We start from the raw sequence: 23,533 nt of genomic DNA on the forward strand, positions 1-23,533 counted from the left end.
ATTAGAATGTTGTTCCTCATCTAAGGAGTGATAAGCGTATGTCCAACAGACAAATGAGTTCGGGCGCAGCTGCCCGGAACCTGACCAGCACCAAAGGAACAAAGCCGCTGAGAGCCTCGCAGGGGAAAATCGCAGCGCTGTTTTTGCTGCCGTATCTGGCGGTGTTCCTCGTGTTCCGCCTTGGGCCGAGCATTGCGGGGATTGCCATCAGCTTCTTCAAATGGGATCTTGCCGGATCGCTGTCCTTTATTGGAATCAACAACTTCAAGCGCATGCTGACCGACAGCAATTTTCACACCTCCATCCTCAACACGCTCATCTTTTTCGTTCTGACACTGCCTCCCCTGATTCTCCTCAGCCTTCTGCTCGCTGCCTTTTTCAATCAAAAAATGCGGGGAAGAAACGTCGGCCGAGTTGTCGCAATCATCCCCTATGTTCTGATTCCGGCGGTCGTAGGCATTATCTGGAACTGGATGTACGACAACAATTTCGGCATATTGAACTTTTACATAAAGAAAATGGGAGGATCTGCGATACACTGGCTGACGAATGAGCATGTGGCCCTTATTTCCGTCGCCATTGTCATCATCTGGTCCTTTTTGGGATATAACACCATTCTGTTTCTTGCGGGTCTTCAGGGAATCCCCAAGGAGCTGTACGAGGCGTCTTTAATTGACGGGGCCACGCGTTTTCAAACCTTTATGAAAATCACCCTGCCGCTCCTCAAACCGACCACCTCCATGGTCGTCACCCTCACAATGGTGAACACCGTGCAGCTGTTCGACCAGATTTACGTGATGACAAACGGCGGGCCCGGCACCTCTACCCTAACGATGGTGCAGTACCTGTATACCTCTGCGTTTCAAAACTACGAGATGGGCTACGGCTCCGCAATCGAAGTCGCCGTACTCATCATCCTTGTCATCATGATCTTTATTCAGAACAAATTTCTGAAAGTGGACGAGGGGGTGTAAAAAATGGAAAAGGGAATGAGACAAAGTCTGAAATACATTCTTCTGATTGTAATCTGCGTTGTGTTTCTGTTTCCACTCGCCTGGGCGCTGGCCTGCTCGATAAAGCCCGAGAGCGAAATTCTGAGTTACCCGCCCAAATGGATTCCGGACACCTTCACGGTTTCCAACTATACCACCGTGCTGGAAAAATACCCCTACCTTTCCTGGGGGGCCAACAGCCTGATTACTGCCGTTTGCGGCACACTGATGATTCTTTTTCTGTCGTCTCTCGCGGCTTACGCGCTCGGGCGCTTTGAATTTCGCGGGCGCAAGCTGATTTACGGCACAATCGTCACCATGCTGCTGATCCCCATTCAGGCATACATGATCCCGCTGTATTTGATGTGCGCCAAGATCGGCCTGCTCAACACCTATGCCTCCATTATCTTCCCTTCCGCGGCGAACGTGACCAGTATTTTCATACTGACCAGCTTTTTCAAGAGTTTGCCGCGCGAGCTGGAGGAAGCCGCCCGCATCGACGGCTGCGGCGAATTCACGATTTTTCTCAAGATCATGCTGCCGCTCTCCAAGCCGGCGCTTTCTACCGTTACGATTTTGACCTTTATCGCAAACTGGAACAGCTTCTTGTGGCCGATGATCGCCATCCGCTCCGACAAAATGCTGACGCTCCCGGTCGGGATCGCTCAGTTCATGGGTTCGGTAAACTCCAATGCGCAGTTCCAGTACGGCACCGCACTGGCGGCCTGCTGTATGGCCATTATTCCAACCATGGTCGTCTTCCTGCTGCTGCAGCGGTATTTTGTGGAGGGAATTGCAACGTCGGGGATTAAGGGGTGACACAAAATGAAAACAGACACCGCCAGACAGTTCCGGCAGATTGAAAAAGAAAGCATTCTGGGGCAGCAGCCCCCGTTTGCATCCTGCCACGCTTCCTCTCTGGCCATTCTTCCAAACGGCGACTTCTTCTGCGCTTGGTTCGCCGGCAGCCGCGAGGGCGCGGACGACGTCGCCATTTGGGGCGCGAGGCGCAGCGGCGGCAGGTGGCAAAAGCCGCAGATTCTTCAGCAGAACGGTCTGCCTCACTGGAACCCGGTCCTCTTTGTGCAGAAGAGCGGTTCCGTCTGGTTATTCTTCAAGATTGGAAGAGAGATTTCCTCCTGGCAGACCTGGGTTTCCATATCTCAGGACGGCTGCCGCACATGGTCGCCCGCGCGGGAGCTTGTCTCCGGCGACGCCGGCGGCCGCGGCCCCGTGCGCAATAAGCTGATCGTCCTTTCGAGCGGGCGCTGGCTGGCTCCGGCATCGCTGGAAAACGGGCAGTGGCGCAGCTTTGCCGACCGCTCGGATGACGAGGGAAAAACCTGGAGCAGAAGCAGCGAGGTTTTCATCCCCCTTGCCGGAACGGGAACAAAAAGCGAAACCTATCAGGAGATTCCGGTTTCGGAACAGTCCTTCACCGGCCGGGGCGCCATTCAGCCCACCCTGTGGGAATCCGAACCCGGTAGGGTGCATATGCTCCTGCGCACGTCGGAGGGCTTTATCGCCCGCAGCGATTCACAGGACAGCGGCGAAACCTGGTGTGAGGGCTATGCCACAAGCCTGCCGAACAACAACAGTGGCATCGACCTTGCCCGAACGGCTGACGGACGCCTGTTTCTGGTTTACAACCCGGTGGGCGAAAACTGGGGCCCGCGCTTCCCCCTGCGGCTGGCCCTTTCAAAGGATAACGGGCAAACCTGGGAGGACGTTTTCACGCTGGAGGAAGCGGAGGGAGAATATTCGTACCCTTCTGTCAATTGCAGCGGCAATTCTCTGTTCGTCACCTACACCAACTGCCGAAAGGACATCTCCCTCTGGCATTTTGAGCTGGAGGAGCAAGGAAAGGAGGCGGGAGTATGATTTACGACCACTGCGGCAGCCTGCTTTCTTACCGCGGGCTGTCTCCCCTGTTTGATCTTGCGCTGCGTTACCTGGAAAGAACAGACCTGGCCGCTCTGGAACCGGGGAAATACCCGATTGACGTCGATGCGGTCTTTGTGCTGATTCAATCTCCTCGCACCCGCAGCCGTGCGGAAGGCCGCTGGGAATCGCACCGGCGCTACATCGACATTCAATCCCTCCTCTCCGGCAGCGAGCGGATCGGGATCCAAAGCAACGAATCGCTCACTGTGGAGGAGCCGTATGATTCAGGCCGAGACATCGCGTTTTACCGGGACAACGGGCAGGGGTTCTTTGTGCCGATGGCACCGGGGAACTTCGTCGTCTGCTTCCCGCAGGACGCCCACATGCCCCTTGTGTGCGCGGACGCCCCGGAGCAAATCAAGAAGGCGGTGATAAAGATTAGAATACCCGAAGGAAAATCCTGAGAAAGAAGAGATCCATATGTCACGAAAACCGAAAATACTTGTCGTTGGCAGTTTTGTGATGGACCTGATCGTAAAGACGGGGCAGTTCCCCAACGCGGGGGAAACGGTGCTGGGGCTGGATTACCAGACGGCGCCCGGCGGAAAAGGAGCAAATCAGGCGGTTCAGGCGGCGCTCCTCGGCGCGCAGGTAACAATGGCCGGGAGAGTCGGGGATGACGATTTCGGGCGCAGACTGATTGCCTCCTGCCGGGAGGCGGGCGTCAACACGGAGTTCGTTTCTGTGGACGGCACGACACACTCCGCCATCGGCAACGTGCAGCTTGAGGTTCGGAACGGAACCACACGCAACCGCATCATTGTGGTCTCCGGCGCCAACATGGCGATCCGCCCGGAGGACGTCGCGTTCCTGAAAGATTCCGTCGCCGAATACGATATGGTGATGCTCCAGCTGGAAATCCCCATGCAGATCAACGAGCTGGTGGCCGCGTACGCTTATGAAAAAAACGTTCCGGTTATGCTGAACTCCGCGCCCTCCGCCCCGCTCTCCGATGAACTGCTCTCGCATTTGACCTATATTTCGCCCAACGAGCATGAGGCGGCCGACCTGACCGGCATCCCCATTCGGAAAGACGGGAAGCGGGTGAACATGGACGACGTTCATAAGGCCGCAGATATTTTGCTGGCAAAGGGCGTCAAAAACGTTGTGATCACACTCGGGAACGCGGGCGCCGCTGTGGCAAATCGGGAAGAATTCCTCTATGAGCCGTGCATCGACGTGGTTGAGGTAAAAGACCCCACCGCGGCCGGAGACTCCTTTGTCGGCGCGTTTACCGCTTCGGTTTGCGCGGGGCTCAGCCATAAGGACGCGCTCCATTTTGCCAACTACACCGCAACGCTCACGGTTTCGCGCATGGGCGCACAGCCGTCCCTGCCAAAGCTTCCGGAAGTCGTTGCGCTCCTGCAGCGGGAAAACGATCTGACCTTCCGCCTCTCGGCTCTGGATGGTCTGAAATAGAAGGGAGACATATTTATGATATCGGAAGGAACTCGCCAGGCCCTGCGTCAATTTCAGCAAACCTCTGCCGAGGAGATCGGCCACTTTATCCCCTCCATCACGCCGGAAAGCCTGGAACCGGCTGCCGAGCTGATTCTTCAGGCGCAAAAAAACGGGGGCCGCGTTCATATTACGGGCATCGGCAAGCCCTCTCATGTGGCCGCTTACATGGCCTCCCTGCTCTCCTCCACCGGCACCCCAACCTATTTTCTGCATGGAACCGAGGCGGTGCACGGCTCCTGCGGCCAGCTTGTCGCCGGGGATGTCGTCATCTGCATTTCCAACAGTGGAGAAACCGCGGAGCTGAAAGCTACCGTAACCGCCATCAAAAACAACGACTGCCGTGTCATTGCTGTTACCGGCAACCCCGAATCCTGGCTGGCAAAGAACGCCGGGGCAACCCTGCTGGCCAATGTCACACAGGAGGGCGGGCCGCTGAACCGCGCGCCCCGTGCCTCGATTCTTGCGGAAATGTATGTATTGCAGGCACTGAGCGTCTACTTACAGACCATACGCGGTCTCACTCCGCAGGAATATGTTCGGTGGCACCCTGGCGGAACCCTGGGGCAGCTTCGGGACGGCGAAAAATAAAAGGAGGGACTGAGCATGCTGAAATCCGGATGCATTCATCCCGGAATCATGAGCGCGCTTTCCCTGTGCGGGCACGGGGATAAAATTTTGATCGCCGACGGAAATTACCCGCTCTGCGCAAAGAGCGGGGGCGCCGCCAAAGTATATTTGGGGCTGACGGAAGGAATTCCAACCGTCACCGATGTGTTAAGGGCGCTTTTGAATTGCGTCACTGTTGAAAAAGCCGAGGTCATGCTTCCCGACGGCGAAGAACCGGAAATCTTCGCTGAATTTCGCACTCTTCTCGGCGGCATGAAGCTGGATGGCATCGACCGCTTCGGTTTTTATGACGCATGTGAGCAGCCCTGCGTTTGCCTTGCAATCTCCACCGGCGAAAAGCGTACCTTTGCCAATCTTTTGATTACGGTCGGCGTCGCCTGACCCCCTTTTCCCCGTGATTGGCAAGTCCAAAAGAAGCAAAAAAGGCCGGTGTTTTATCGTACTCTTATGTAACGCAGCAGTGATCCCCCGCCATAGGCGGGGGATCACTGCTGCTTTACATAAGACCATTTGAAAGGAAATGGTCTAGAACGGAATCGTTCTAAAGGGAATCAATACGAAAAAGATGCACTTGAAAATCAGATTCTCATGGCAGCGAGTACCGTACAGATCAAGCACTGCCCGGCAGCCTACTTCGCGTATTTATATTCTGGTGCAGGATTCGTTTAAAACGGCCCGGATTCCGTCCGGACTCAGGTTTAAGACCAGTTCCTGCGGAAAACCGACTTCTTCCAGCAAGGCATACGCCTCGTCAAAGCGGCCCACATCATACCAGATATGCGCGTCACTCCCCAAAATTACAGGCGTTCCAACGCGTTTGCAGGTATTCAAAAGCACCTTGGCGTTTTCCCTGCCGTTGAGCCGCGTGGAGTCGGGGATCAGGGAAGAATTGTTCAGCTCCAGCGCTACTCCAAGCTCCTTGGCCGCCTGTACCAGCGCTTCGTAATCCAAAGGATACCGGCTGTCGTCGGGGTGCGCGATGATTTTTACATAGGGGTTCCTCATCGCGCCGATCAGCGCCGCCGTGTTCTGTTCGGCGGTTCCGCTTGGGATGCACGGGGTGTGCAGGCTTGCCATGACGTAATCCAATCTTTGCAGCAGGGCTTCCGGCGCGTCGATCGTGCCGTCGAAATCACAGATATTCGCTTCCATTCCGCAGAAAACCCGAACTCCCTGCAAGGATTTCTGTACGACTTTATAGTTAATAAAGACATTGGGGTTGGCCCCGGGCATTTTTTCCGCGTGGTCACTGGTACCGATTGCCCAAAGGCCCTTTTGCCCCGCCTCTTCTATATTCTCCTTCAGGGTGCTGTACGCGTGGCCGCTGGCCAGCGTGTGTGTGTGAAGATCAAACAGTGCCTTCAACCTATCTCCTCCTTTTTGATGAGAACCACCGATTCATTTAAGTCGTAGCTGGTCTGGATGGGCGCATACACCGTAATCAAATTTCCGGCGCTTTCAACGGAATAATGAATCTCGCGCCCGCAGTACTGCCGGTTCCTGATTTTTCCGGGGATTCCGTTCCCCTGCTTTTCGATTTGGAGCTGATCGGGCCGCACGGGGTACAGCCCCAGCTTTTTCAGCTCCGGCCCCACGGTTTGGCCGGGGAAGCAGACGCGCGAGCTTTCCTCGTAAAAGCGGTCGCTGTCCCAGGTTCCGCGGAACAAATTGTATTTGCCGACGAAGGTTGCGGCGAACGGCGTACGGGGGTGCAGATAAATTTCTTTCGGCGTGCCGATCTGCTCCACTTCGCCGTCTTTCAGGATCATGATGCGGTCCGCCATGGCAAGCGCCTCGCTTTGGTCGTGTGTAACATACAGAATCGTCGCCCCGGTCATGCGGTGAATGTCCTGAATCTCTTTTCGCATGCTGATTTTCAGCTCGGCGTCCAAAGCGCTGAGGGGTTCGTCCATCAGCAGAATTTTCGGCTTTGTGATGATGGCCCTCGCCAGCGCAACGCGCTGTTTCTGCCCGCCGGAGAGCTCATCCGGGTAGCGGCCGGAGAGCGCTGCAAGACCGACGCTCTCCAGCGTACGGTCAATCAGCTTCTGCTTTTCCGCCGCATCCATTCGCGCGTATTTCTTTTGCCGCAGGGGGAATTCCGCGTGCTGGCGCACCGTCATATTGGGCCACAGCGCAAACGACTGGAACACCATGCCCAAATCCCGCCGCTCCACCGGAATGCATTCCTCTTGAGAAGAGTATAGCACATCTCCCGCATAAATAAAACCTTCGGTGGGCTGCTCAAAGCCCCCCACCAGCCGCAACAGGGTGGTTTTGCCGCAGCCGGAGGGGCCAAGGATGCAGACGAACTCGCCGTCCTCAATCTCGGCAGACACCTTCCACAGCGCCGGGTGGTCGCCGTACTTCTTAGATAAACCGCTGATCTTCAGGCTCATAAAGCAGATTCCTCCATCTTTTGGGATGCTTTGAGGGGATACAGGCGGAGCAGCCCCGCATTCCGCCTTCTTTCGCACTTTTCCTTTTTCACCGGTTCCCGGCACACATACTGAACCAGTGCATATCCGCAAATGATCAAAAGAACGATCAGAACAGAAAACGCGTACGCAAGGTTGTAATCGCCGGACTGCTGCAGATTAAACACGCTCAGGCCGATCGTTTTGGTACCGGCGGATGCCAGAATGGAAGACAGCGTCATTTCGGTCAGGGCGGAGACAAAAATCAGAAGAGAGCTCGAAATGGTCTGCCGGAACAGCAGGGGAATCAAAATTCGCTTCCACATCCGCGCGTTCCCGCTGCCCGACACATGCGCCGCTTCCTCCAGCGACGGGTGGACGGAAAGCATTGCCGCCGAGCTCCCCTTCACCTGAAGGATCAGGTACCGCGTCACATAAGAAACCAGCAGGATTTGGATACTGCCGTAAACACCCGGAATCGCGGACCAGTGAAAGATCATGGCCAGCGCCAGCACGATGCCCGGAATCGCGTAGGTGAGGGAGGAGCAGGCTTCCAGCAGGCGAACCGCCGGGCCGCTCCCGTGCAGCTTTTGATACGCCGCCGCCGTGCCGACCAGAATGCAGACCGCGCAGGTGACGAGCGAAAGCATCAGGCTGTTGCCGACGGCGCTGGATATACCGCTGTTCGTAAACAGGAACCGATAGTTTTGCAGCGAGAAATTCTTGAGCGAAAAGCTCTGGCCGTACAGGTCCTGAAAGGAAGCGGCGGTCATCGTGAGCAGGGGAACCAGATCGATCACCGCAAAGACCCCGATGCTGATCCATTCCACCCATCTTCTCGTTTTGTCCTTCAAAAGGATGCGCTCCGAAAAATCCGCGCGGATGCTGTCGGCCTGCTTTTCTTTTTGCGAAAAGGCGGAAATTCCCAGCGACCCGGCGATCGCCACGACAGACAGCATGACGGCCAGAGCGGAGGCCATGGAAAAGGCCTGCGAGCCGAAGCTGATCGCCTTTTCATAAATATAGGTGCTGAGTACGGGGATGGAGGCCGGTATCCCGAGAAAGGCCGGAACGGAAAAATTGTCGATACACGAGAGAAAGGCCAGCACGCTGCCGCCGATGATCGCCGGGGCCGCCTGCCGAAGATTGATCCGCAGCAGCGTTTCCCATTGGCCGCAGCCCGAGGCGCGGGCGGCCCACTCCAGATCCCGCGGGATTTTCCGCAGCATGTTCACGGTGGTGAGATACACCAGCGGAATATTGCAGATGCCGAGGATGAAGATGATCCCGCCCAGCGAATACAGGTTCACGGGGCCAAGGTGCAGCAGCCGCAGGAGCCGGTTCACCTCGCCGTTCCCGGCCAGCGCGCTGGTCCATGAAATTGTGATCACATAGGATGGAATGATGAAGGGCGCCAGCACAAGCAGCTCGAGCAGCTTTTTGCGCCGGATATTCAGGTAAGCGACAACAAAGGCAAACAGAACGCCCAGAACGGTGGAAAGCGCGGTGGCCGCCAAAGAGATGACCACCGTGTTTCCAATGGCGCGAAGCGTGCGCGGCTCCTGAAGCAGCGCAGTGTAATTGCCGAAGCTGAAGCTGCCGTCGTGCTGCGTAAAGCTCATCAGCACCAGTCGCCACAGCGGAACCAAAAACAGGAAGGCGACCGCAACGCAGCCAACCGTTTGAAGCATCAGATTCCTTTTTTTCATTTTTATCAACCTCCAAAAAGGCTGCGGAAAACCGCAGCCTTTTATGCATTCACCCGGTTTTTAGCCAAACAGTTTGCTGAACTCTTGTTTGTCGCCGTCCCGTGTTTTGACAAGCTCCGAAATATTGTAGGTCAGATTCTTGATTTCGTCGACGGATTTGAATCCCTCCGGCGCCTTGATTCCGGACTTGATCGGCGTGTACCCGATCACAGAGGTGGCCGTCTGGCCGTCATCGGATAAAATGAAGTCCACAAACGCTTTGGCCTGCGCCTCATTCGGAGTTCCGTTTACAATTCCGATCGGCTCCGTCACGCTCAAAGAGCCTTCGCTGGGGTAAATGAACTCGACCGGCGAGCCCTTGGCCTTATCGCGCAGCGGCAGATAGTCCACCACGATTCCGCAGGATTTCTGACCGGCCAGCACCGCTTTTTCCACAGCGCCGTTGCCCTGCTGTACAGAAATTCCGTTTGCCTTCAGGGCCTTGTAAAAGTCCCAGCCGATTCCGTTTGTTCTGACCAGAACGCCGAGGTTATAAGCGGCGGCGCCGGAGTACAGCGGGCTCGGCATGATCAGGCTGTCCCGATAGGCGGCGTCCGTCAGGTCTTTGTAGCCGGTCGGCGCCTTTTTGACCATGTCGGTATTGATGACAATCCCCGTGGAGATGATTTTGGTGCCGGTGTAGGTATGTTCCGCATCGTAATAATCGCTGCTGATTCCCTTGAGCTCGGGGGACTCGTAGCTCATGAGCAGGTTTTCGGACTTGAGGGATTCAAAGGTGGCCGCATCCGCAACCAGGAGCAGATCCGCTTTGACCGCGCCCGCCTTTTTTTCCGCAAGCACTTTGCTGACGACCTCTTCGGTGCCGCTGCGGAACACATTCACCTTTACGTCGGGCTGTTTTTGGTTGAACGCTTCAATCAGGGCCTGTACATCCTGTTCCGGCTGAGAGGTGTAAAGCGTTACCTCCCCTTTCAGCTTCTCCGGCTGCTGTGCCGCAGAAGGATTTGCGGCGGATGACGCCGCGCCGCTCTGCGAGGAGGTGGAACCGGCCCCGGAACACCCCACAAAACCCGCCAGCATACACAAAGTAAGAATTCCCGCCGCGATTTTTCTGTTTGATTTCATTTCAGACTCTCCTTTTGATTGTTTGAATATAGTTCATGTTTTCGTACAGCATGGTATATTCCTTCGAGCGATCAAGGCCTTCCACCACCATGGGAAGATGGCTGCCCTGCAACACCGGCCACAGCTCCGGGAACGAAAAATCCCCGTCCGAAAGCGGCGTGTGATACTTGGCTCCGCGGCGGTTGCTGATATGCAGCTTTGATATGCGGGGGAGCTTTAAAAGAAAATCCTTCACCTCCGCCGCGTCATCACAGTGAGCTACATCCACCGTATAAAAAAATTCCGGGTACAGGTCGCGCGTCAGCTCCTGAACCTGCCGGCGCGAGGTCATCATTTCCTTTGGAATTTTCTCCATCACCTCCAGCGACACATCCACATTTTTGCCGCGCGCATACAAAAGGAGCTCCTCAAGACCCCGATACGCCAGCTCCCGGTAAAGCGGAAGCTCCCCGCAAAGGGATTCCCGCGGTGGGTGCACGGTGATTTCCGGGGCATGCAGCCTGCCAGCCAGATCGATGGAGGACTTGATTTCGCGGATCGAGGCCTCCCGAATGCACCGGTTCATCGAAGCGAAATTCAAATCCCATGTTTTGCTGTGCACAAACGCCTCAATCTGGTACTCCTCTATCAGCCGAAGGCATTCCTCTGCGCAATAGTCCCGGCTTTCAAACTGCTGCGCCCAAAACTCGATTCCCCGGGCGCCAAGCGTGCGGGCGGCCTGGAACAATTCGGGCAGGGACGCGCTCCACATCAGCGTAGAAGAAAAATAAATGGAATTCACCAGCCGTCCTCCCCTTTCAGTGCTGCACTTATCATATTCCCTCAACATTAAAATCACATTATCAAACCGTTATGCGATGATTAATAATTTTCATAAATTTTTTAATGAAAAATAACTTTCATTTTTGAAGAAAATCCTTATAATAAAAAGGAAAGGAGGCATCCGCATGATTTATTTATCCGACAGCAATCAGGGCGGCTTTACCAAGGCCGACCATCTGATCCTGAATTATCTGATGAGCAACGAAACGGCGCTTTACTGCGAAACGGCCAGCGATATCTCTAAAAAGGTGGGCGTGAGCCTCGCTACCGTCGGCAGGTTTTGGCCCAAAATCGGGTTTCTTAATTTCAAGGAGTTTAAAAGAGCACAGCTCTCTCAAAGCAGCACCACCCCCGCCTCAAAGGTAAAAAACACCCTCTCCTCCCTCGCCGACTCGGATCGGGAGCCCAGCGACTGGATGGTAAATAACATTGACATGCAGGTAAACACGCTGGAAAAAACGATGAAACTGATCTCGCCCGAAGCAATTGAAACAGCGGCGCATCTGATCGCACAAAAGCAGAAAATCTATGTTTTCGCGCCGGACGCTTCCTTCGGGATCGCCCATGTGATGAAATACCGTCTGCGCCGGTTTGGAATTGAGCTGATTTTCATGGAGGGAGGGTCCGCTTTATACGAATCCCTGAATAATATCCGAAAGGAAGATCTGGTTCTGATCTTCTGCTTTGGCCGCGTTTTAGCGGAAACGACCGTTCTGCTCGCCCAAAAAAGCCACGTGGGATTTTCCTGCGTGATTTTCAGCGATCTTCTGGCGAACGGGCTGCAAAATTCGGAGGCCTTTCTCTACTGCTATCGGGGCGAACCGACGGAATACCATTCCATGGTGTCTTTAATGGCCGTTGTGGACAGCCTGATCATTAAAATTGCCATGGAGTCTTTTGACTCCATGGCAAGGATCAATCAGTTAAACGACTTGAGAAACAAATACCAGAAATATATTCGCCGGTAACGGGAAAGCGCTCGCTGAAATGGGCGGCAACACGCTTTCAGGTTGTTTGCAAAACGAGGCCTCCGTGCTTTTTCCTGTAATGCCTTTTCGTGGGTTTGGCCCGACGCTAAGGTGAAAAAGAATAGAAAAAACCATCCTGAATCATTCAAACTCAAAAAATCACCTAAAGAACAGATGTGGCCGCCGGAACAGTTTCGGCGGCCGTATTGTTCTTTTTTTGAATCTTTCGCGGCATGGCGAAATCCGCTTGAAGCGAACGGGGCCATCCTGCCCCTCCAGAAAAAGCGTCTCCTGTTTTTCAAGAAACGGGAGACGCTTTTTCTCATATTATGAAATGAAAATTATTTTTCATCCTCATCCTGATATTGACAGCGGGAGGGAAGATGGTACTCCCGAATCTTGTACTGCAGCTTTCGGCGAGAGATTCCCAGGTACTGCGCCGCCTTTTCGCGATGGTTGGCGCAGGCAGTCAACGCGGCCAGCACCTCCTCCCGGCTCGGGCCGTCGGAGCGCTGCCTTGGCCGGCTGCGGGCGATGGAGAACGCGGCGGATTGGGCAGGGTACTGCCGGGCGGTATCCGCCTGGTTGGAGAGCATACCGGAGGGAATGCTGCTGATCTCGCGGGTAGCGTGCGGAGTCATGACGACCATCCGCTCCACAAAATTGCGGATTTCCCGCACATTCCCGGGCCAGCTGTAGTTCCGGGCCTCCTCCAGTACCTCGTCGGAGAAGCTTTTCTGCAGATTATACTTCTGGCAGAAATGGTGCAGAAAATACAGGCAGAGCGGAACAATATCTTCCCTGCGCTCCCGCACCGGCGGGATGGTCAGGGGAATGACGTTGATGCGGTAGTATAAATCCTCACGGAAAGTGCCCCCGCGCACCATTTCCTCCAAATTCTGATTGGTGGCGGCAATCAGGCGAAAATTCACCTTTTTGGCCCGGGTGGCACCGATGCGCTGGACGCTCTTTTCCTCCAGACATCGCAGCAGCTTGCCCTGCACGTTCATGGGGAGCGAATTGAGTTCGTCCAAAAACAGGGTGCCGCCGTCGGCGGATTCCACAAGACCGGTCTTGCCCTCCCGATTGGCGCCGGTGAAGCTCCCCTTCTCATAGCCGAACAGCTCCGCCTCGATCAGATTTTCGGGAAAAGCGGCGCAGTTGACGGTGATCAAAGGCTTGGTCTTTCGGTCGCTGTGCTCATGGATATAGTGGGCGATGACCTCTTTGCCGCAGCCGGATTCCCCATAGATCAGCACCGTAGAATCCAGCGGCGCAATGCTTTCGGCCACCGAAAGCAGCTGCCGGAATTTCGGGCTCTTGGCGATGATGCTGACCTGTTCCGCCTGGCCTATTTCTTTGGACGCAAGAATTTTGTGATCATTGAGCAGCGTGTGATACAAATCCTCAAAGGCCTGCACATCCTGCAGTGTGGTGACGACGTACTTGACGTTGCCCTGACCGTCGAAGATCGGCGTGCCGATGACGATGCGCATCCGCGTGGGGCCGTCTACCTGCTGAAAATCCTTGTAGTACTGCAGGCGGCTGACCCGGCGCTTTTCCCGGCAGACCAGGTCGAACACAGAGACGTCCAGTACATGGCTGAAGTCGTGGACATTCATGTTCAGGTATTCCCTGCGGGGAATATTCCGCCAGTTGACCATCACGGTGTTCATGAAAATAAAGTTCCCCTGTGCGTCGTAGAGGGCGATTCCGGTGTCGATATTATCCAGAACTTCAGTAAAAGGCAGTGCGTCGCACAACTCCTGAAAGGACGAAACATCCTGCATTGACCATGCCTCCCATCGAATCAACAGCTATGCATAGCATATCACAAATGATACAAAAAAGCCAAGAAAGAGGGGTCGTTTTCCATAAATATTTGAGAGAAGCGGCTGCTACATCATGTCCCGAAAGGTTTGCAAACGGGTGCGCAGCTGCTCGAAACCACCGTTCTGCTGGTCCACCTCGATGGACAAACTCGGGATGCCCGCCCTGCGCAGATCCGCTTCAAGACAGGGCTCGTCGTACTCCTCCGGGTCGCAGAACTTCATCATGCACAGAACAACTCCCTCTGCCTCGGTCTCTCTGCACAAATCGACCATCATGCCGCCCCGGGGCTTGCCCAGCGTGTGGATCAGGCTGCAGCCGCATCGGCTGCTCCACTGCAGAGCCAGCCGTTTCAGGCCGCCGCCCCCCTTGAGCGGAATGTCGGTGCGGTACTGGCGCATCTCCTGCGCCAGATCATCCCCCACCACGGCAAATTGGTTTTCGGCCAGGATGTCCAGCAGCTCATCCGGTTCACAGGAGATACCGCTGAGAAGAATCTTTTTGCCGGGGTGGGAGTAAACCGGGCGCTGCCTGAGCGCATCCACAATCTCCCGCACGATGGCGGTATGCTCCTGCTTCTCATAGAAAAGCGCGCTTTTCATCACCGCGTGGCGAACCCTGGGGGTGATCACATCCAGGTGCTCCGCGGCCGCAGCGGAAAACTCCCGCATGACCGCGTTGTGCTCGTTGTAGATCTGAATGGTGCGGCCGAGGGCGGCTTCGTTCATCATCCTGCCGGTGATGGTGTACAGCATGGCCAGCACAGTCTCAAACTCGCTGATCAGGTAATCCACACTGGCGGGAGAGGTGCGGTTCTGGGGATGCACAATGGGGATCATGGGAATGGAGGGCACCCCGAAGCGCCAGTTCTGGGTCATGCAGCGCAGCGTGTCGCAGATGGCGGGGATAATGACGGCGGACATGCCCTCATACGTGCCCCTCAGGCCAAACTCCATATTGGACTGCATGATGGGGCAGGCGAAGGCAGGCAAATACCTTTTGGCAAGCTTCCATTCCGTCTGGCCGCCCCACATGCCCATGGGGATCATTCCGCAGGCGTGAACCAGCTCTTCCGGGGCGTAGTAGGGAAAGCACCCGACGACCTTTTTGCCCTGCCCCAGATAGTGCTCCAGCCTGCCGCGGGGATTGGCGCAGGCCTGCTGCAGCGTGGAAAGGTTTTGATTCAGATCAGTCATTGCGCTTCGCCTCCTTATTTTGCTCCATGACCTCCACCAGCCCCTGAATGCGCGTTTCAAACTGGGCCTCGCTGTAATTGCGGTAGTCCGCCTGGTCGCCGTCGAAGGAGGTGAAGGGCACCCCGGTCAGCGCTGCGAGCTGGCGCTGAACCTCCATCATCTGGCAGTCCATCACCTTGCAGCTGCGGTTGACATGGTAAATGGTACCCTCACAGCCAAATTTCCGCAGGGCCTCCAGCCGCCGTGAGATCATGGTGGTGGCGTTGTCGCCGTTGGTAGAGGCAAAGCAGTAGGCCCGGGCCATGCCGTCCAAATCCTCATACTCAATCGCCCAGGCCTTTCCGTAGCTGGAGGCAACCATGTTGATGCCGTACTTTTTGAGCGTGCGCAGATTATGGCTGAGATAGGGCCAGCAGGCAATGCCGTCCCACGAAACGCGGAACTGCTCCTCCACCGGGAAGGTAGAGGTTCCCTCGGCGATGTGCTGCTCAATTTCGGCGTTGAGCTGCTCCAGAACGGCGGTAGAGGATTCCTTGCCCCGGTTGCACACCATTGCGGACATATAGTTGAACAGCTCGAATCCGCTCAGGGGGGAGGGCTTGCGGTCGAGCAGGTCGTTGGCCCGCTCCCACAAATAGCTGTTGCGCTGGGAAATCCGCATCACCCTCTGGAATCGCTCCTCATCCCAGGCCTTCCCGGTAAAGGCGCATAAATCCCGAATCAGCTGGTCGATCTGCGCGCGGACATAACGCACCCGGCTTTCCGTCACATAATCGTAGGGGTTGTAACAGGTGTCGATGAAGAAGATGGGAATATCCATTTGCCTGGCCAGATTCTCGTACCATTTGGTCAGCTGATTACAGATGTTGTTGGTCAGCAGCAGAAAGTCCGGCTTTACCATCCTGCCCCCGTCGGGCAGCTCCACCCCGCTTTCACCGTTCAGAACAGCGGCATACGCGAGGTTCAGCTTGGCGTATGCGCACAGGTCGTTGGAGTAGCCCAAAGGCCCCTCGCACTCCTGCAAAAAAGGGTCCGCCTGATGACGGGCCGCGATGCCGGCGGCGTGATTTTCCGGATAAAGCACATTCAGGCCCAGCGTCTCCGCAATCTCCTGTGGGAAGATCGAGGCGGACCACCCCACTTTTTCGCCCCGCTCTTTGGCCAGCCGTGCATTGTCAAACAGGGCCTGGGTCTGCTCGCCCAGCAGAAGCATGGACTTTGGCTTTGGGCGCCTGGGTTTTGGCGCCGGTGCGGCGGCGGTTTCCGCCGCGGTTGTCTGTTCACTCATGATAATCAACCCTCTCCTTTTCTTCGCTTTTCCCATGCCAGAACCGCGGCGCCGACGGCGCCCGCCGACTGGCACAGCGGATGAACCAGAATGCGGCACCCCATCTCCTGCTCCATGGCATGAACCACCCCGGTGTTCAGGGCGACTCCTCCGCTCATGGCCACGTCGGGGCTGCGCTCCAGGCGCAGCGACATGCCGGCCACACGCTTCGCCACCGAGCGGTGAATTCCCGCCACAATGTCCTCAACGGGAACATTGGAAGACAGCTGAGAGATCACCTCCGATTCGGCGAACACCGTGCAGGTATTGCTGATGCTGACCGGATGCCGGGATTTTTGGGACAGAGGCCCAAGCTCGCCGATCTCCACGTTCAAAACCCGGGCCATCACGTCGAGGAACCGCCCCGTACCCGCCGCGCATTTGTCGTTCATCTGGAACGCGGCGAGCAGGCCCTTATCCGTAATACTCATCGCCTTGGCGTCTTGACCGCCGATGTCGATAACAGTATGTACCGTGGGCAGCAAAAAGTGAATTCCCTTCGCGTGGCAGCTCAGCTCGCTGATCTGCTCGTCGGCAGCGTCGCAGTTCATCCGGCCGTAGCCCGTCACCACCGTGTAGCTGATCTCCGGCTGCGAAAGGCCGCACAGCGCAAACACCTTTTTCAAAACGCGCCCCGGGCCTGCCGTACCGGTGCCCAGCGGCTCTACCGCGTGAGCGGCAAGCTCGGCGCCGTCCCGCAGAATCACCGCCTTGCTGGAGGTGGAACCGATATCGATTCCCAGTGTATACATAAGGTACCAAGTCCCCTTTCCGGCAGCTATTTGATTTCTTCTGACCGGCGCATGGCGTTGATTTGCTCCTGTGTATAGCCGATCTCTTTGAGAACCTCGTCCGTATCCCGCCCGATGGAGCCGGAGGTGCGGCAGGGGATCGCGGACGGGTCGATCGAGCCGAAGTGCACCGGGCCATTTGAAAACACGGTCTTGGTTCCATCCGAATATTCGTAGAAATAGGTATAATGGTTCGCCTGCACCTGCGGGTCGTAAGGAACGTCCTTAAAGTGATGCAAAACCTCGTGTGGGAGGTCGTGGGCGTCCAGCAGCTCATGCCAGTAAGAGACCGGCTGTTCCGCAAATTTTTTGTCCAGAATTCTGGTCAGCTCGCTTCTGTTCTCGTAGTACGCCTCGGAGGTGGAAAATCTGGGGTCTGCGGCAATCTCGGGCATACCGATCACCTGGCAGAATTCCGGAAAGCGCCGGTAATCGATAATGGCAAGGTAAAACCATTCCCCGTCGGCACTCTGGTAGGTGTTGCTGCCGGCGTGTCCGCAGTCATAGCGGTCGCGGGGCAGCTTGCGCCCGTTAAAGCCGTTTAAAATGCCCGTGCAGTTGATAAAGGTGCCGGCCTGCAGCAGCGAGACATCCACCTTATCCCCCTCCCCCGTAACGGATCGCTGATAAAGTGCGGCGGCGATGCCGCCGGACAAGGCGACGGCCACGCTGTGGTCGCCGATTCCACCCACGGGGATCAGCGGCGGGCCGCCGGCCGGGGCAAGGTCGGCCATCAGGCCGGTTCTGGCAAAAAACACCGTGTAATCGTACCCGGGGCGGGAGCTTTCCGGCCCCTCGCTGCCGTAGCCCAGCACGGAAGCGTGAATCAGGCGTGGAAAAGACTTTTTCAGCTGCTCGTAAGTAAGGCCCATTGGCTCCAGTGCCTGAACGCGGTAGTTGGTGATAAAGATGTCCGCTCCGGACAGGAGCCTCATTATGGCGTCGCGCCCCGCCTCCGTTCTCAGGTTCAGGCAGACGAAGCGCTTGTTCATGTTCTGCACATCAAAATTGGGATTCGCGTCCTTTGTGCAGGGGGAAAGCGTGGTGCCCGCCTGCTTGCGCCACGCGTCGCCGTTGACCGATTCCACCTTGATGACGTCGGCGCCCCATTCGGCCAGTATCCGGGCGGTCATCGGGCCGGCCAGCATGGTGGACAGCTCTACCACACGAATGTTTTCCATTGGTTTCATATAAAAATCCTCCCTAAATTTTTGCTGTCTGATCCGATCAGAGCCGCCGTCAGCGAACCGGCGTCTTTGATTCTCCGGCGGTTCAGCGCCCTTTGAATTGGGCCGGGCGTTTTTCCAGAAAAGCGGCGGTTCCCTCTTTTCTGTCCTCCGTGCTGAACGCGATGGTCTGGGCCAGGCGCTCGATCATCAGGCCGGTGTTGATGTCTGTCTCGTAGCCCAGATTGACGGCCATTTTCGCCATCGTGATCGCCACCGGCCCCTTGGCCATAATCTGGCGCGCCATCTCCTGTGCCGCGGCCATCAGGGCATCCCGGTCGTCCTCCGTCACCTGGTTGACAAGGCCGATGGCCTCGGCCTCCTCGGCGGTGATGATTTTCCCGGTGTAGATCAGCTCTTTGGCCTTGCCCAGCCCCACCAGCCGGCTCAGCCGCTGGGTGCCGCCCGCGCCGGGGATGATGCTCAGGCCAACCTCCGGCTGCCCCAGTCTGGAGCGCCGGGTGGCAATTCGGATATCGCAGGCCATGGCCAGCTCGCAGCCGCCCCCCAAAGCGTAGCCGTTAATGGCGCAGATGACGGGCTTATACAGATCCTCCAGATTTTTTAAAGCCGCCGGCGCAGTGCCCAGCAGCATTTTCAAATAGTCCCGGTCATGGATTTCGCGGATGTCCGCGCCGCTCGCCAAAGCCTTTTCCCCCGCACCGGTGACGATCACCACTCTGATCTGGTCATCCTCCCGGGCGCATTGAACAGCCGCGCTGATGTCCCCCCACATTTCGGGGGTGAGAGCATTGCGAGCCTCGGGGCGATTCAGCGTCAAATATAAGATGCCGTCCCGGATTTCATAGAGAATATTATCAAAATGTATCCCCACTGTCTTTCAATCTCCTTTCCGTCGATTCAGCAGAGGCAGACCCTCTATATGCTTCTGCTCAGGGTGAATCAGCAAGAAGTGTGCCAAGTAATTCCTCCTCATTTCAAATTCTTTGCATAAAAAAGGCCGGGGGCTGCCGGAAACGTTCCGGCAGGCCGCCCGGCCTGGGAGAGCAAATTTTATGCAATTGAAAAAATTTCGGACGGAAAAGAGGTATACCGCAGGCTCTTTTTAAATTGGAACCGCAGGCGAACGCCTTCCTATTTTTAAAGAGAAATAAAAAATTGTGCAAAGAAATTGCACAATGCGTGCATATGCACAATGATATGTGCATTTCACAAAAGAATGAACCTCCCCACCAATGCGGCGACCGGTTCCGGCACAACGGCGGGAATCTTTTTAGCGGATGGCATCGGGTGCACGAAAAATTGCCCCGCGTCCGGAGAGCACCCAAAAACAGCGGGGTTTTCAACAAAAAAAGCGGAGCTTCCTCTCTTTCTTCCATTCATTTTTCATCTTGCAAAAATGGATTGGCACAGAGATTGCTTTATCACGTTAACAGAAACTGTGTACCAAAAATCCCGCCGCATTGCGGCAGGACTTTGTGAAGGGGGAATCTCTTGATGGAGATGGAAAACGTTTATATCATGGGCGCCGTTCGTACCGCCGTGGGAAAATACGGCGGTTCGCTGAAGAGCGTACCGGCCCACACCTTGGGGGCACTGGTCATTCAGGAAGCGATCCGGCGCGCCGGGGTAAACAAAGATTGGATCGATGAGGTTATTTTGGGTGAGGTGCGGCAGAGCACCGAGGCCTCCAACATCGCCCGGTGCGCCGCGCTGGAGGCCGGCCTGCCGGAGAACGTGCCCGGCTTTACCGTGAATCGCCTGTGCGCCTCCGCCATGCAGGCTCTGTTCAGCGGCTGTCAGGAAATCTGGTGCGGCGAGGCCGACGTCGTCGTGGCCGGCGGCACTGAGAACATGAGCCGCGCGCCCCACTACCTGCGCCACGAGCGCTGGGGGGACGGCCCCCTGACGCTGGTGGACTCCAATATAGAGGCGGGCACCACAGCCCAGCCCGCATCCATATACGGTACCGCTCTGAGCATGCCCAGAACGGCGGAGAATGTGGCCGAGCGCTTCCGCATCACCCGGGAGGAGCAGGACAGATTTGCCGCCGAAAGCCAGCGCCGGGCGGCGGCGGCCATTGCCGCCGGTTATTTTAAAGAGGAAATTCTTCCTGTGGAGGTGAAAGAAAAAAAGAAAAGCTTTGTGTTCGACACCGACGAGTTCCCCCGCCCCGGCACCACCATGGAGGTTCTGGCCGGTCTCAGGCCCATCGTCAAGCCGGACGGAACCGTGACCGCGGGCAACTCCTGCGGCCTGAACGACGGCGCCTCCGCTCTGGTTCTGATGTCTGAGCGCAAAAGGAAAGAATCCGGCCTTATTCCTTTGGCACGAATCGTGGGCATTGCCAGAGCCGCTCTGGACCCGGCCATCATGGGCTATGGCCCGGTGTACGCTACCCGCAGAATCATGGAGCGCACCGGGATGACCGTGGAGCAGATGGATCTGGTGGAGCTGAACGAAGCCTTTGCCTCTCAGGCAGTGGCCTGTATGCGGGATTTGCAGCTGAACCCGGAAAAGGTCAACATCAGCGGCGGGGCAATCGCTCTGGGCCACCCCCTGGGCAGCACCGGTACCCGCCTGATCGTCACCCTGCTGCACAACCTCATCCGTACCGGAGGACGATACGGATTGGCCACTTTATGCATCGGCGGCGGTCAGTCCATGGCCGTCATCATCGAAATATTGTGATTTCAATCCCGCAATTTCTATATTAAAATGAGGTGTGTCAAATGAATATTGAGCAGGTCAAAACCATTGTGGTGATCGGCGCCGGAGCCATGGGGCAGCAGATCGCCATGAACACCGCTCTCAATGGCCGGGCCAGCAGCTACCGGGTGATCCTGTGCGACTCGTTCCCCAGCGCGGTAGAAAAAGCACAGAAATGGGCTGCCGACTATCTGGCGGGCCGGGTGGCCAAGGGCCGCATCACGCAGCCGGAGGCCGACCGGATATCGGCCAGCCTGTCCTTCTCTCAGGATGTGGACGGGGCGGCTGTTCAGGCGGACATTGTCATTGAAGCCATTATCGAAAAACTGGAAATCAAGCGGGAGCTGTTTGGGCGGATCAGCAAGCTGTGCAAACCGGACACGATTCTGGGAAGCAACAGCTCCAATCTCGTCAGCTCCAAGCTGGCCGACGTCACCGTGAACCCCCAGCGGCTGCTGAATATCCATTACTTCAACCCCGCTCTGGTAATGCAGCTCGTGGAGCTGGTACGCGGCCCGCATACCGCGCCGGAAACGATTGAGACCGCAAGGGCCTTTGCCCTCAGCACCGGAAAGGCCCCCATCGTAATCAACAAAGAGATTGCCGGCTTTGTAGCCAACCGCATCAACGCCGCGGTAACCCATGAGGCCTGTTCCCTGCTGGAAAAGGGCGTCGCCTCGGTAGAGGACATCGACACCGCCTGCGAAAAAGGACTGGGGTACCCCATGGGCCCCTTCCGCCTGATGGACCTGACGGGCATCGACGTTAACTACTATGTGCGCCGGGATCGCTATGCCGAAAGCGGCGACGAATACGACAAGCCCAGCCCACTGGTGATAGAAAAGTTCCAAAAGGGGGAATTGGGGCGAAAAACCGGAAAGGGCTGGTACGACTATTCCGCAGCCGACAAAAAATAAAGGGCCGGGTTCTGCGCAGTGTTCACGGCGTGATACCCGACAGGAGAACGCCTGAGGAAGTTCGACTCTTTTCCTTCCCTCCTGTGGGAAAGAAAAGAGATTCCCGGTCATAGCCGGAATTGAAACACGATACGGGGACAATCTATAAAACAGCACAGGCAAGACACGGCGAAACGGCCTCGGGGCAATTGAGAAGGGGCGCACCCGCCCGGCGAAACATGTTTGAAAAAGAGCGTGTTTCTTTGGTAAAAGCAGCCCTTCAAAGCCTGCGGTGCAGGTACTATGATATTGAGGAGATGTGAAGATGAATAAACCCAATCAGGTCAAAATTCAGTGGTTTGTGGCACTCGGCGCCGCTTTCGCATGGTTTGGCAATCACTGCGGGGCGGGGTTTTGCTCCGGTTTAACCTTACTCAAATATTTTACAAAAGCAGGGTGGCTCTCTCTTATCACCACATTGGTTCCGTTTATCATTCTTGGTTTCGTTTTTTATTATATGGGAGAGTATTCGCGGTTAATCCGCGCCGACAGCTACAAGGACGTCGCGTTTTCGCTGTATTCCAAAAAAGAAGCTGTCGGGAAAATCATGGTCATCGTTTTTGACGCGATCGTTTTAATCTCTCTTCTGGTAAACAGCAGCACCGTGCTGGCCGGCGCGGGAACCTTTCTGAACAAGTCCGTCGGTATGAATTATACCCTTGGAACATTCGTGTGCCTGCTGATTGTCGTGGCAATCTCCATGTTTGGCGCGACCGTGATGGCGAAAATTGATCTGCCGCTTGGAATCATCCTGACCAGTGCGATCCTCATCGTGGCGTTTGTTCTGCTGAAAGAGAACTGGGGTGGTGTTGTAAACATCGTGCAGACCAAAGAGACCTTTAACATTTCAACGGGAACAGCAATCGGTGATATGCTGTGGTACACCGGCATACAGGTTGGATTCTGCAGTGCTTACATAGCCATTGCGGGAAAATTCACCAGCAAAAATGACTGCAAGGTCATGGCTGTTTTCGGCGGCTTCCTCAATGGATTTATGCTGTTCATCGTTTCTCTTGCCGTTCTGTCCCGCATGCCCGGGATCAGCAGCAGCGTGATTCCGATTTACGACATGATCGTTGAGCGCTTCGGCTCCACCGGCATTTTGTCTTTAATCTACAGTGTGGGGCTGTTTTTGGCCTATGTTTCCATGTCGGATGTAGTGGCCGTCTGCGCGCGCTTCGGGCCTTGGTTCAACCCCAATCATAAGTACAATCAGGTCGTTGTGGACATGATTTTCGGCATTATCCTTCTGGGCTTGTCCCTGCTGTTGGCGCAGATCGGCATCGTCGCTCTGGTCACAAAAGGGTATCAGCTGATCTCGTTCCTTCGCATTCCCACCTTCATTGTAGGCGGCTTGTTCTTTGCGCCCTGGCGGATTCATCAGATCAACAAGCAGCGCGCCGCCGCTCTGGCGGGGAGCGCGGAGCTGGAGGCCGCTTTGAAATAATCGTCCGCTTTCAGAGAAGCCGGGC

General features: G+C 56.1%; 23 protein-coding genes. 12 read left to right on the top strand and 11 right to left on the bottom strand.

Annotated elements, in window-relative coordinates; all coding sequences use genetic code 11:
• Positions 1–38: 38 nt before the first annotated feature.
• Genes G340_RS0104175 through G340_RS0104205 form a run of 7 tightly spaced genes read left to right on the top strand, consistent with a single transcriptional unit; the run spans position 39 to position 5,405 of the window.
• Positions 39–974: a carbohydrate ABC transporter permease gene (locus tag G340_RS0104175; protein ID WP_020072404.1), complete on the top strand. Its 936-nt coding sequence runs from the start codon at positions 39–41 to the stop codon at positions 972–974.
• Positions 975–977: 3 nt separating this feature from the next.
• Positions 978–1,811 carry a carbohydrate ABC transporter permease gene (locus G340_RS0104180; protein ID WP_020072405.1) on the top strand — a complete coding sequence of 278 codons (834 nt, stop codon included), beginning with the start codon at positions 978–980 and terminating at the stop codon, positions 1,809–1,811.
• Between the two features lie 6 nt (positions 1,812–1,817).
• Complete coding sequence (locus G340_RS0104185) at positions 1,818–2,873, top strand: sialidase family protein (protein ID WP_020072406.1); 1,056 nt, start codon at positions 1,818–1,820, stop codon at positions 2,871–2,873.
• A complete protein-coding gene (locus G340_RS0104190; protein WP_020072407.1) occupies positions 2,870–3,340 on the top strand; it encodes a YhcH/YjgK/YiaL family protein in 471 nt (156 codons plus the stop codon). The genes G340_RS0104185 and G340_RS0104190 overlap by 4 nt, the downstream gene beginning before the upstream one ends.
• A 16-nt stretch (positions 3,341–3,356) precedes the next feature.
• On the top strand, positions 3,357–4,355 hold the full coding sequence (locus G340_RS0104195) for a ribokinase (RefSeq protein ID WP_020072408.1): 999 nt from the start codon (positions 3,357–3,359) through the stop codon (positions 4,353–4,355).
• A 15-nt stretch (positions 4,356–4,370) separates the two neighbouring features.
• A complete protein-coding gene (locus G340_RS0104200; RefSeq protein WP_020072409.1) occupies positions 4,371–4,985 on the top strand; it encodes a KpsF/GutQ family sugar-phosphate isomerase in 615 nt (204 codons plus the stop codon).
• 15 nt (positions 4,986–5,000) lie between these two features.
• Complete coding sequence (locus G340_RS0104205; RefSeq protein WP_020072410.1) at positions 5,001–5,405, top strand: RbsD/FucU domain-containing protein; 405 nt, start codon at positions 5,001–5,003, stop codon at positions 5,403–5,405.
• Positions 5,406–5,666: 261 nt separating this feature from the next.
• On the opposite strand, the gene G340_RS0104210 is transcribed toward G340_RS0104205, so the two are convergent.
• From G340_RS0104210 to G340_RS0104230, 5 genes are read right to left on the bottom strand one after another with little or no spacing between them, the layout of a single operon-like run.
• Entirely contained in the window at positions 5,667–6,389 is a 723-nt protein-coding gene (locus G340_RS0104210; protein ID WP_020072411.1) for a phosphatase, read from the bottom strand.
• Positions 6,386–7,423, bottom strand: coding sequence for an ABC transporter ATP-binding protein (locus tag G340_RS0104215; protein WP_020072412.1), 1,038 nt, complete (start codon positions 7,421–7,423; stop codon positions 6,386–6,388). Before G340_RS0104215 ends, G340_RS0104210 begins: the two co-directional genes overlap by 4 nt.
• Positions 7,420–9,150, bottom strand: a complete 1,731-nt coding sequence (locus G340_RS0104220) for an ABC transporter permease (protein WP_020072413.1) — start codon at positions 9,148–9,150, stop codon at positions 7,420–7,422. Before G340_RS0104220 ends, G340_RS0104215 begins: the two co-directional genes overlap by 4 nt.
• A gap of 60 nt (positions 9,151–9,210) precedes the next feature.
• Positions 9,211–10,275 (bottom strand): ABC transporter substrate-binding protein, encoded by a 1,065-nt coding sequence (locus G340_RS0104225; protein ID WP_020072414.1) that lies wholly within the window; start codon positions 10,273–10,275, stop codon positions 9,211–9,213.
• 1 nt (position 10,276) lies between these two features.
• Positions 10,277–11,056, bottom strand: coding sequence for a sugar phosphate isomerase/epimerase family protein (locus G340_RS0104230; RefSeq protein WP_020072415.1), 780 nt, complete (start codon positions 11,054–11,056; stop codon positions 10,277–10,279).
• A 166-nt stretch (positions 11,057–11,222) separates the two neighbouring features.
• Between G340_RS0104230 and G340_RS0104235 the strand changes: the two genes are divergently transcribed.
• Entirely contained in the window at positions 11,223–12,065 is an 843-nt protein-coding gene (locus G340_RS0104235; RefSeq protein WP_020072416.1) for a MurR/RpiR family transcriptional regulator, read from the top strand.
• Between the two features lie 341 nt (positions 12,066–12,406).
• Here the strand turns inward: G340_RS0104235 and G340_RS0104240 are convergent, their stop codons facing one another.
• From G340_RS0104240 to G340_RS0104265, 6 genes are all read right to left on the bottom strand, one after another.
• The gene (locus G340_RS0104240; RefSeq protein ID WP_020072417.1) at positions 12,407–13,855 is read right to left on the bottom strand and encodes a sigma-54 interaction domain-containing protein; all 1,449 of its coding nucleotides are present in this window, start codon (positions 13,853–13,855) and stop codon (positions 12,407–12,409) included.
• Between the two features lie 108 nt (positions 13,856–13,963).
• A complete protein-coding gene (locus G340_RS0104245; protein WP_020072418.1) occupies positions 13,964–15,091 on the bottom strand; it encodes a 2-hydroxyacyl-CoA dehydratase subunit D in 1,128 nt (375 codons plus the stop codon).
• Positions 15,084–16,379, bottom strand: a complete 1,296-nt coding sequence (locus tag G340_RS0104250; RefSeq protein WP_020072419.1) for a 2-hydroxyacyl-CoA dehydratase subunit D — start codon at positions 16,377–16,379, stop codon at positions 15,084–15,086. The genes G340_RS0104245 and G340_RS0104250 overlap by 8 nt, the downstream gene beginning before the upstream one ends.
• A 5-nt stretch (positions 16,380–16,384) precedes the next feature.
• On the bottom strand, positions 16,385–17,170 hold the full coding sequence (locus G340_RS0104255) for an acyl-CoA dehydratase activase (RefSeq protein ID WP_020072420.1): 786 nt from the start codon (positions 17,168–17,170) through the stop codon (positions 16,385–16,387).
• A gap of 26 nt (positions 17,171–17,196) precedes the next feature.
• Positions 17,197–18,399 carry a CaiB/BaiF CoA transferase family protein gene (locus G340_RS0104260; RefSeq protein WP_020072421.1) on the bottom strand — a complete coding sequence of 401 codons (1,203 nt, stop codon included), beginning with the start codon at positions 18,397–18,399 and terminating at the stop codon, positions 17,197–17,199.
• An 82-nt stretch (positions 18,400–18,481) separates the two neighbouring features.
• Positions 18,482–19,264 carry an enoyl-CoA hydratase/isomerase family protein gene (locus G340_RS0104265; RefSeq protein ID WP_027103857.1) on the bottom strand — a complete coding sequence of 261 codons (783 nt, stop codon included), beginning with the start codon at positions 19,262–19,264 and terminating at the stop codon, positions 18,482–18,484.
• Between the two features lie 629 nt (positions 19,265–19,893).
• On the opposite strand from G340_RS0104265, the gene G340_RS0104275 reads away from it, so the two are divergent.
• From G340_RS0104275 to G340_RS0104285, 4 genes are all read left to right on the top strand, one after another.
• Positions 19,894–21,087, top strand: coding sequence for a thiolase family protein (locus G340_RS0104275; protein WP_020072424.1), 1,194 nt, complete (start codon positions 19,894–19,896; stop codon positions 21,085–21,087).
• 41 nt (positions 21,088–21,128) lie between these two features.
• Positions 21,129–22,022, top strand: coding sequence for a 3-hydroxyacyl-CoA dehydrogenase family protein (locus G340_RS0104280; protein WP_020072425.1), 894 nt, complete (start codon positions 21,129–21,131; stop codon positions 22,020–22,022).
• A 119-nt stretch (positions 22,023–22,141) separates the two neighbouring features.
• On the top strand, positions 22,142–22,324 hold the full coding sequence (locus G340_RS17790) for a hypothetical protein (RefSeq protein ID WP_154653090.1): 183 nt from the start codon (positions 22,142–22,144) through the stop codon (positions 22,322–22,324).
• A gap of 2 nt (positions 22,325–22,326) precedes the next feature.
• Positions 22,327–23,508 carry a hypothetical protein gene (locus tag G340_RS0104285; RefSeq protein ID WP_020072426.1) on the top strand — a complete coding sequence of 394 codons (1,182 nt, stop codon included), beginning with the start codon at positions 22,327–22,329 and terminating at the stop codon, positions 23,506–23,508.
• Positions 23,509–23,533: the final 25 nt, after the last annotated feature.

The organism is Faecalispora sporosphaeroides DSM 1294, from assembly GCA_000383295.1.
Taxonomy (GTDB): Bacteria; Bacillota; Clostridia; order Oscillospirales; family Acutalibacteraceae; genus Faecalispora; species Faecalispora sporosphaeroides.